This window comes from Amycolatopsis rhizosphaerae, from assembly GCF_007713715.1.
In the GTDB taxonomy this organism is placed as follows: domain Bacteria; phylum Actinomycetota; class Actinomycetes; order Mycobacteriales; family Pseudonocardiaceae; genus Amycolatopsis_E; species Amycolatopsis_E rhizosphaerae.
This window is the reverse complement of record NZ_VJWX01000284.1, coordinates 1-9,219: the sequence shown is the minus strand read 5'-3', so window position 1 is coordinate 9,219 and position 9,219 is coordinate 1. Positions and strand designations below refer to the sequence as shown.

11 protein-coding genes are annotated in these 9,219 nt (G+C 71.4%); 9 read left to right on the top strand and 2 right to left on the bottom strand.

Annotated elements, in window-relative coordinates; translation table 11 throughout:
• Positions 1–128, bottom strand: a 128-nt coding sequence (locus FNH05_RS24290; protein WP_144591022.1) for a Clp protease N-terminal domain-containing protein, incomplete at its 3' end; no start/stop codon positions are given.
• A 386-nt stretch (positions 129–514) separates the two neighbouring features.
• On the opposite strand from FNH05_RS24290, the gene FNH05_RS24285 reads away from it, so the two are divergent.
• Positions 515–1,345 carry a hypothetical protein gene (locus FNH05_RS24285; RefSeq protein WP_144591021.1) on the top strand — a complete coding sequence of 277 codons (831 nt, stop codon included), beginning with the start codon at positions 515–517 and terminating at the stop codon, positions 1,343–1,345.
• Entirely contained in the window at positions 1,342–2,064 is a 723-nt protein-coding gene (locus FNH05_RS24280) for a hypothetical protein (RefSeq protein WP_342781606.1), read from the top strand. Before FNH05_RS24285 ends, FNH05_RS24280 begins: the two co-directional genes overlap by 4 nt.
• A gap of 111 nt (positions 2,065–2,175) precedes the next feature.
• Here the strand turns inward: FNH05_RS24280 and FNH05_RS24275 are convergent, their stop codons facing one another.
• Positions 2,176–3,978, bottom strand: coding sequence for an AMP-dependent synthetase/ligase (locus FNH05_RS24275; protein WP_144591020.1), 1,803 nt, complete (start codon positions 3,976–3,978; stop codon positions 2,176–2,178).
• A 94-nt stretch (positions 3,979–4,072) separates the two neighbouring features.
• On the opposite strand from FNH05_RS24275, the gene FNH05_RS24270 reads away from it, so the two are divergent.
• The 7 genes from FNH05_RS24270 to FNH05_RS24240 form a co-directional block, all read left to right on the top strand.
• Entirely contained in the window at positions 4,073–4,483 is a 411-nt protein-coding gene (locus FNH05_RS24270; protein ID WP_144591019.1) for a polyketide cyclase / dehydrase and lipid transport, read from the top strand.
• A gap of 99 nt (positions 4,484–4,582) precedes the next feature.
• Entirely contained in the window at positions 4,583–5,374 is a 792-nt protein-coding gene (locus FNH05_RS24265; RefSeq protein ID WP_144591018.1) for a metallophosphoesterase family protein, read from the top strand.
• 28 nt (positions 5,375–5,402) lie between these two features.
• Positions 5,403–5,849: an SRPBCC family protein gene (locus tag FNH05_RS24260; protein WP_144591017.1), complete on the top strand. Its 447-nt coding sequence runs from the start codon at positions 5,403–5,405 to the stop codon at positions 5,847–5,849.
• Positions 5,850–5,877: 28 nt separating this feature from the next.
• Positions 5,878–7,020, top strand: a complete 1,143-nt coding sequence (locus FNH05_RS24255) for an ArsA family ATPase (RefSeq protein WP_144591025.1) — start codon at positions 5,878–5,880, stop codon at positions 7,018–7,020.
• Positions 7,021–7,116: 96 nt separating this feature from the next.
• On the top strand, positions 7,117–7,551 hold the full coding sequence (locus FNH05_RS24250) for a hypothetical protein (protein WP_425458485.1): 435 nt from the start codon (positions 7,117–7,119) through the stop codon (positions 7,549–7,551).
• On the top strand, positions 7,551–8,498 hold the full coding sequence (locus FNH05_RS24245; RefSeq protein ID WP_144591016.1) for an ROK family protein: 948 nt from the start codon (positions 7,551–7,553) through the stop codon (positions 8,496–8,498). Before FNH05_RS24250 ends, FNH05_RS24245 begins: the two co-directional genes overlap by 1 nt.
• 108 nt (positions 8,499–8,606) lie before the next feature.
• Positions 8,607–9,219 (top strand): NUDIX domain-containing protein (locus FNH05_RS24240; protein ID WP_246127919.1); only part of this gene is annotated, 613 nt, incomplete at its 3' end.

Genomic DNA, 9,219 nt, shown 5'->3' with positions numbered 1-9,219 from the left:
CCCTCACCCTCGTGGATCAAGCCCAGGAGGATGTGCTCGGTGCCGATGTAATTGTGGTTGAGCATCCTGGCCTCTTCCTGAGCCAGAACGACCACCCGCCTCGCGCGGTCGGTGAACCTCTCGAACATTCCCACTCCCTCGACTGCTGCGCCGGCGGTGATTCTCCATCACGAGGTCGATGGATACAGCACCGTAGGTCCACTGTAGTAGCCAACCGGTCCCACCGGAGGGCCACCAGGGCGGATTAGCTCACAGAAGTCAGTGCGCCGACCATCCTTCGGTCCGACGTCTTCGCTGGTAACTGACGTTGGGGACAACGCACTCCCCGTCTTCCGGATTCCCCGGACGACCTTTGTCCGCTCACCGCGAACACGACCTTGGCGCCCCGCTGAGCGCCGCCGGGAAGCCTAGTAAGGTAAGGCACGCCTAACAGTGCCGGGAGGACGCCATCGACACGGCCCCACCGACGGACCTGGCCGCTTCGGTGGCCCGCGCCTCGGCCCGCCAGCAGCGCGTGGAACTCCGTACGGACCTGTCCGGCACCGGCGAATGGCTGCCCTGCGACGCCCTACTGGCCGATCCGGCCCGCTTCGGCCCCTGGCACAAGCGGCTCGCGGAGTGGCTGCACGGCGAATACGGGCAGGCACCCGGCCGGACCGCCGCCGGATACGTGATGACCTGGTATCTGCGGGTACCGGCCTACGCGGCGGCGCTCCTGCTGCACCACGAGCGGCGCGTGCCCTCCCTGCGGCCTGCCGACCTCGCGTTCCGGCTCGGCGGCCAACGCCCCGATCCGGACGGCATCGCCCTCATCGGGGCCGATTTCCACTGCCTGCCCTCGGACCCGGGAGCAACCCTGCCGCAGGCCACCGTCGTGCCGGACGAGCACGCGCTCGCCGCCGCGCTGCGGGCCGGCTACGCGGCCCACGCCGACCGGTTCGTCGCGGCCTACACCACGGTGACGCGACTGGGGCGGCGAACGCTGTGGGCCGCGGCGACCGACGCGCTCACCGCGCTCAACACCATCGACTACCACGACCCGGGGCCCGCGCTGGACCGCTGGATCCAGGTCACCACGGGGCAGTTCGGCAAGAACCTCTCCGGGGACCGGCAACTCCAGCTCGACCGCGCCGTGACGAGCAGGACGATCGCGACCGCGAGCGTGCGCCAGGCCGCCGTCACCGAACTCGACGAGGGTGGCGGCACCGCCAGGGTGATCGCCGTGGTGGACATCCAGCTCAGCACCAACGGCTCCGCCGCCGCGCCCAGCCGGAGCCGGTTGAACGTTACGCTGACGCGGACCGAGTCGGGGTGGAAGATCAGCGCCGTGCAGGGGGCGGGATGACCGAGACGACGGAGACGACGGACGAGCGGCCCCGTCCGCGACCGAGGCCGCGTCCCCGCCCGGCCGCTTCCGGCACCGGCCTGCGGAAACCCCGTCCCACCCCGGCTGCCGCCGAAACCGGGGCTGCCGCCGAGGCCGATGGCGTCGCCGAAACCGGGGCCTCTGACGTCTCCGCCGTGCCGGAGCCGCGCCCTCGCCTGCGGCGGGCGGCGAACCTGCTGCAGCGGCGCCGTGCCACCGTGCTCGCCGCGCTGACCGCGGTGGTCGTGCTCGGCGGCGGGTTGGCGGTGTGGTCGGCGCTCGAGGCGAACGCGCTGAGCAGCGGCAACGCCGCCCTGGCCGATCAGGCGGCGACGGCGGAGGTCCGCGACCAGGTCGGCGCCGCGGTGAAGGCGATCTTCTCCTACGACTACGGCAATCTCGCCCGCACCGACCGCGCCGTGGCGAGCGTGCTGGTGGACCAGGCCGTCACCCAGTACCAGGCCGGGTACACCGCCGCGAAGCAGCAGGCCACGGACCAGAAACTGGTGCGCACCACCACGGTCGGCTCGGCCGGCGTGCGGGACCTGACCGCCGACACCGCGCACCTGCTGCTGTTCGTCGACCAGCAGACGCTGAACACGGTGTCGAACCAGCAGACCTCCGCGAGCGGCTGCCTGGAGATCCTCGCCCGCAAGATCGACGGCACCTGGAAGATCGCCTCCCTGACCGCCTACTGACTCCCGCGAGTCCCACCTTCAGACACTTGTGTCCCACGTTCCGCCCCCGGAGCGTGGGACTCGGGGTGCGGAGCGTGGGACACAAGGTGCGGAGCGTGGGACTCGCCAGGGCTACTTCTGGTAGAGGTTTTCGATGGCGTTGGCGTAGTTCTTCGACACCACGTTGCGCTTGAGCTTCAGGCTCGGCGTGATCTCGCCGCTGGCCTCGGTGAAGTCCTGGCCGAGGATGACGAACTTCTTGATCGCCTCGGCCTTCGACACCTGCTTGTTCGCCTCGTCCACCGCGGCCTGCACCTCGGCGCACAGGTCGGGGTCGCCGGTGAGGTCGGCGACGGTGGCGTCCGCGGGCTTGCCGTGCTGGGCCTTCCAGGCGGGGAAGAACTCCTCGTCGATGGTGACCAGCACTCCGATGAACGGCCGCCGGTCGCCCACCACCATGGCCTGGCTGATCAGCGGATTCGCGCGCAGGGTGTCCTCGAGACCGGACGGGGCGACGTTCTTGCCGCCCGCGGTGACGATGATCTCCTTCTTGCGCCCGGTGATCCTGAGGAACCCGTCGTCGTCGAGTTCGCCGAGGTCGCCGGTGTGGAACCAGCCGTCCTCCAGCGCCTCCTTGGTGGCCGCTTCGTTGTTGTAGTAGGCCCGGAACACGACGTCGCCCTTGAGCAGCACCTCGCCGTCTTCGGCGATCCGCACCGAGTTGCCCGCCACCGGCTTGCCGACGGTGCCCACCCGGAACGCGGACTGCGTGTTCACGTTGGCCGCCGCGGAGGTCTCGGTCAGGCCGTAGCCCTCGAACACCGGGACACCGATGCCACGGAAGAAGTGCGCCAGGCGCGGGCCGAGCGGGGCGCCGCCGGACACCGCGGCGATGCAGCGGCCGCCGAGCGCGCCGCGCAGCTTGCTGTAGACCAGCTTGTCGAACACGAAGTGCTTGGCCTTGAGCAGCAGGCCCGCGCCGCCGTTGTCCTGGGCGTGGCTGTAGTCGACCGCGACCGACTCCGCGAGGTCGAAGATCGAGCCCTTGCCCTCGGCGTGCGCCTTCTGCTTCGCGCCGTTGTAGACCTTCTCGAACACGCGCGGCACCGCCACCACGAACGTGGGCCGGAACGAGCCGAGGTCGGCGACGAGGTTCTTGACGTCCGGGGTGTGGCCCAGCGTGACGCGCGCGGCGATCGCGGTGAGGGCGATGGCACGGGCCAGCACGTGCGCCAGCGGCAGGAAGCACAGCAGCGAGTTGCCCGCCTCCATCAGCTGCGGGAACGCGGCGATGTCGGCGCGGATCTCGGCGAGCAGGTTGCGGTGGGTCAGCTCGACGCCCTTGGGGCGGCCGGTGGTGCCCGAGGTGTAGACGATGGTGGCGAGGTCGTCGGCGGCGACCGCCCGGCGGCGGTCGTGCACCACGTCGTCGGCGGCCTTGACGCCGAGCACGGTCAGCTCCTTGACGGCGCTGTCGCTGTGCGTGGTCTCGATCTGCCAGACGAACTGCAGGTCGGGAAGACGGTCGCGGACCTCGTCCACCTTCGCGCGGTGTTCGTCGGTTTCGACGAAGACCGCCTTGGCGACCGAATTGGACAGGATCCAGTCGATCTGCTCGGCCGAGGAGGTGTCGTAGATGGGCACGACGACGCCGCCCGCCGCCCAGATGGCGAAATCGAGCAGCGTCCATTCGTACCGGGTCTTCGACATCAGGCCGATGCGGTCGCCTCGCTCGATGCCGGCCTCGATCAGGCCTTTGGCCACGGCGAGCACCTCGGAGGCGAATTCGCGAGCGGTCACATCGAGCCAGGAACCTTCGACCTGGCGCCGGAAGCTGATGGCCTCCGGGAACCGTTCAGCATTCGCCCAAAAGATGTCGCCGAGGTTCTCGTCATCGGCAACCGGCTTCGCTGCCGGGGCGCTGTACTCGCGCACGGGGACCTCCGCGTTCTGGGTGTTACTCGCCAGTCAACTTAGCGTCAGCACCACCTTACGACCAAGTTGCGTATCTCATGTCATTCTGACACTTGTGAGCACGCCGAACAGCGCACCGCCCGCGATCGACATCGTCGACGAGACCTTCCTGGCGGTGCCCCCCGCCACCGTCGCGGCCGCCTTCGCCGACCCGGCCGCCTGGCGTCGGTACTGGCCTGACCTGCGGCTCGAGGTCTACACGGACCGTGGCGACAAGGGTCTGCGATGGACGGTGCGGGGTGCACTGGTGGGCACGATGGAGGTATGGCTGGAGCCGGTGCTGGACGGCACACTGCTGCACTACTTCCTGCGCGCGACGCCCGCGACCCCGCCGCGGCGGCCACGTGATCTCCGTCGCGAGTTCGACCACCGGGCCCGCGCGGCCAAGGCGATCTCGCTCGAACTGAAGGAGATCCTCGAGGACGGGCGCGAGCCAGGGATACCGCCGCGCCCCCAGCCCGCCTGACCCTCCCGCCACGGGCGTCCGGGCAGCCCGCCCTGCCGTCGCGTGCGCAACGGTGCGCGGTGCGTACCCATCGACGGGAGTGCCCTCTAAGCTCGCCTCATGCGGGTTCATGTCGTCTCCGACGTCCACGGTAACGCCGAGGCGCTGGCCCGGGCGGGTGAAGGCGCGGACGCCCTGATCGTGCTGGGCGATCTGATCGACTTCGTCGACTACCACGAGCACGACAAGGGCATCCTCGGCACGCTCTTCGGCCCCGAGAAGGTGGCGGCCTTCGCCCGGCTGCGGCGGGAGGGCACGCGGGCGGAGGCGGTGGCCTACTCCCGGTCGTTGTGGGCCACCCTCGACGATCCGGCCGCCGCGGTCGAGGAGGCGATCCGCGCGCAGTACACCGAGTTGTTCGCCGCGATGAAGGCGCCGACGTACGCCATCCCGGGGAACGTGGACTCGCCGCACCTGTGGCCGGAGTTCGCCGGGCACGGGGTGACGCTGGTCGACGGCGAGGTGGTCGAGATCGGCGGCCTGCGGTTCGGGTTCACCGGGGGCGTGGTCCTGCCGGAAGGGGTGCCGACGGCGCGGCCCGGCCGGGTCTGGCGGCCCTACCTGCGGCCGCCCGAGGAGTTCGACGCTTCGGTGGCGAAGCTGACCGGCATCGACGTGCTGTGCACCCACGTGCCGCCCGCCTTCCCCGAACTCACCTATGACGTGGTCGCCAGGAAGCACGAACTCGGCTCGGCCGCGCTGGCCGGGCTGATCATCACCGAGCGGCCGAGGTGGTCGCTGTTCGGGCACGTCCACCAGCCGTTGTCGGCGCGACTGCGCGTCGGAGGGACCGAATGCCGCAACGTCGGGCACTTCAAGGTGACACAGCGCCCGTACGTGCTGCGGTGGTGATGGCCCCCGGACCTGTAACCTCTCCGCCATGGCCGACCAGTCCACGCAGTCCATCGAGGTCGAAGCGCCGCCGGAGCAGGTGATGGCGGTGATCGCGGACTTCGGGTCGTACCCGGAATGGGCCAAGCAGGTCCAGCAGACGGAGGTGCTGCTCGTCGACGACGGCTCCGGGAACGCCAAACAGGTGCGCCTGACGCTGGACGCTGGGCCGATCAAGGACGTCTACACGCTCGAATACGAGTGGGCGGACGACGGCCGCTCGGTGAGCTGGCATCTGGTCAAGGGGCAGATGCAGAAGGCGCAGAACGGCCGTTATCACCTGGAGGAGATCGCCGCGGGGCGCACCCGGGTGACCTACACGCTTTCGGTCGAACTGGTGCTGCCGATGATTGGCCTGCTGCGCCGCAAGGCCGAGAAGATGGTCATGGACACCGCGCTCAAGGAGCTGAAGCGCCGGGTGGAGGAGCTCGACTGAGCGGCGGGAAGAGGGGGCGTTGACGGACATGCCGCGGTTGCTGCTGTTCACCGGCAAGGGGGGCGTCGGCAAGACGACGCTCGCGGCGGCGACGGCGGCGAGGCTGGCCGCACGGGGTCGCAAGACCCTCGTGGTGTCCACGGATCCGGCGCATTCGCTGGCCGACGCCTTCGCCCGCCCGCTGAGCGGCGAGCCCGCCGAGATCCACCACGGTCTCGACGGGGTCCAGATCGACTCGCGGGGCCTGGTCGACGGGGTGTGGCAGGAGTTGCGGGGCAAGCTGCGCTCGGCGCTGGCCGGGGCCGGGATCGACGCACTGGACGCCGAGGAGCTCACCGTGCTGCCCGGCGTGGACGAACTGCTCGCGCTCACCGAGGTGCAGCGGCTGGCCGAGCTGGACCGCTGGCACACGGTGGTGGTGGACTGCGGGCCGACCGCCGAGACCCTGCGGCTGCTGGCGCTTCCGGAGGCCGTTTCCGGGTACCTCAACCGGGTGTGGCAGCTCAAGCTCGTGGGCCCTCGGGGCACGGTCGAATCGGTGCGGCGGCTGGCGGCGCACGTGGAATCGCTGCGGGCCCTGCTCACCGATCCCGCGCTGACCGGGGTGCGCCTGGTCCTGACCCCGGAACGGGTGGTCGTGGCCGAGGCCCGGCGCACGCTGAGCTCGCTGGCCCTGCGCGGCATCCGCGTGGACGGGGTCATCGTGAACCGGCTGATGCCGGCGCCGGGCGTGTGGCGCGGTGCGGCGGCCGCGTGGATGCGCACCCGCCGCCGCGAGCAGGACGCGGTGCTCGCCGAACTCGCCGAGGCCGGGGTGCGGGAGTTCGCGAAGGTGGAGCACCGTGCGGTCGAGCCGGTCGGGCGGGAAGCGCTGCTGGAGATCGCCGGGGACCTGTATGGCGAAGGCGATCCCTTGCCCGACAAGGCGGAGGGCATCGCACCGCTGCTCGAGGTGTCCGAAATGGAGGGTGAGTACCGGCTCCGGGTGGCGATGCCGCTGGGTGCCGGTTCCCGGGTGGACCTGGCCAGGGTCGACGACGACCTGGCGATCACCGTGGACGGGTTCCGGAGGCTGGTCGCGCTGCCGGAGGTCCTGCGGTCCTGCCACATCACCGGAGCCGAATCGGATGCCCGTGGACTGGTCGTTTCGCTGACCCGGAGGCCCGCGTGACCGAAAATGGTGGGGGCTGGTCATGGGGGCCGACCGGGTGCGGGTGTCCCGCGGAACACAGGAGGCCCGCGTGACCGAAAATGGTGGGGGCTGGTCATGGGGGCCGACCGGGTGCGGGTGTCCCGCGGAACACAGGAGGCCCGCGTGACCGAAAACGAGGGGGCGAGCCTCGCCGAGGAGATCCGTCTGCTGGTGGAGATGGTGATCGAGCGCGCGGCGCCGTGGCTGGATGGCCTGGTGGCCGCCGGGCACGGGGTGGACGAGCGGGAACCGTCGAGCTGCGGGTGGTGCCCGTTGTGCGCGGTGGTCGCGGTGGCGCGGGGTGAACGGCCGGAGCTGGCCGCCCGCCTGGTCGAGCAGTTGGCCCAGTTGGTCGCGCTGCTGCGGGCCGTGCTGGCGGACCGCTGGGAGCCCGAGCACGGTTTCCACATGCCCGGTTTCCAGCCCGCCCCGAAAGAGCCCGAGCCCGCCGCCTCGGCCAGGGTGCAGCGCATCCCGGTGCGCTGGCGGGACGGGACCGGGGAGCGCTAGTGCGGGCGATCGGCCTTGACGTCGGGGGGACGAGTGTCCGGGCGGCCGTGGTGGACGAGCAGGGGTTCGTCGTGGACACGGCCAGGGCGGGTACCCCCAGCGACGAGAACGCGCTGGAGGACGCGATCTCCGGGGTGATCGACGAACTGCGCAACCGGTACGACGAGGTGGTCGCGGTGGGGCTCGCGGTCGCCGGGTTCGTGGCGAGTGACCGGGAGACCGTGATGTTCGCGCCGCATCTGGCGTGGCGGGCGGCCCCGGTGGCGGAGCGCATCGCCAAGCGGGTCGGCCTGCCGGTGACCCTGGAACACGACGCGAACGCCGCCGCGCTGGGCGAGCACCGCTTCGGTGCGGCGCGGGGTGCGCGGGTGGCCGCGCTGGTGGCGATCGGCACCGGGATCGGGGCCGGGCTGCTGCTGGACGGCGAGATCTACCGCGGCGCCCACGGGGTGGCGCCGGAGCTGGGGCATCTGACCGTGGTGCCCGGCGGCCGGGCCTGCCCGTGCGGCAAATACGGCTGCTGGGAGCGGTATTGCAGCGGTACCGCGCTGGCGGCGACGGCGATCGAGCTGATGGCCCGGCAGCCGGGCCAGTCCACCGTGCTGGCGCGGGACATGGCGGAGGATCCCGGCGCGATCACCGGCCGCCGGGTGGCGCGGGCGGCGCGGGACGGCGATCCGGTCGCCCAGCGCGCGGTGGCCGAGCTGGCGAAATGGCTGGGTGAGGGGCTCGCGCTGGTCGCCGACGTGTTCGATCCGGAGATCGTGGTCATCGGGGGCGGGGTGTCCGGCTCTTCGACGCTGTTCCTCGACGAGGCCCGCGAGCACTACGCGGGCGCGATCACCGGGGCGCGGCACCGGCCACTGGCCAGGATCCGCACCGCGCATCTGGGTGACGACGCGGCGATGGTGGGGGCGGCGGCTCTCGCGCTGGAAGGCGCATGCTGAGCGTTCGGTGTGACAAGCTGGGGGAGTCGGTCCGTTTGTTCCCGGAGGCTCGCCGTGCCACTGTCCCCCGCTCCTGACGACGCCGCTTGCGCTGACGGGGACGGGTTCGTGGTGTGTCTTGGCGGGCACCGGCACTGGGGCCGCTATGGCGCGGCAGGCCTGCTGCTGACCGATCCTGGGCGAGGGGTGCTGCTGCAGCGGCGGGCCTGGTGGACCCACCACGGCAGCACGTGGGCGTTACCGGGCGGGGCGCTGCGCAGCACCGAAAAGCCGTGGGAGGCCGCAGTACGGGAGGCGGAGGAGGAGGCCGCGGTCCCGGCCACCGCGGTCCGCCCGGTGGCGGCGTCCACGGCCGAGCACGGCGGCTGGAGCTACACCACGGTGCTCGCGGTGCCGCGATGGCCCCTGCGCGAGCAGGTGATGAACGACGAAAGCGACGAGCTGCGCTGGGTGCCGCCGTCGGAGGTGGCGGCCTTCCCGTTGCACCACGACTTCGCCGCGGCCTGGCCCGCGTTGCACGAGCAGCTCGGGCGCGAACTGGTGCTGGTGGTGGACGGCGCGAACGTGGTCGGTTCACGGCCGGACGGCTGGTGGCGGGACCGGCCTGCGGCGGCGGAACGGCTGCGCGACCGGTTGGCGCTGCTGGCGCGCAGCGGCCTGCGCGGCTCCGACGTGGGGCTGGACGCGGGGGACAACTGGTCGTGGTGGCCGAGGGTGGTGC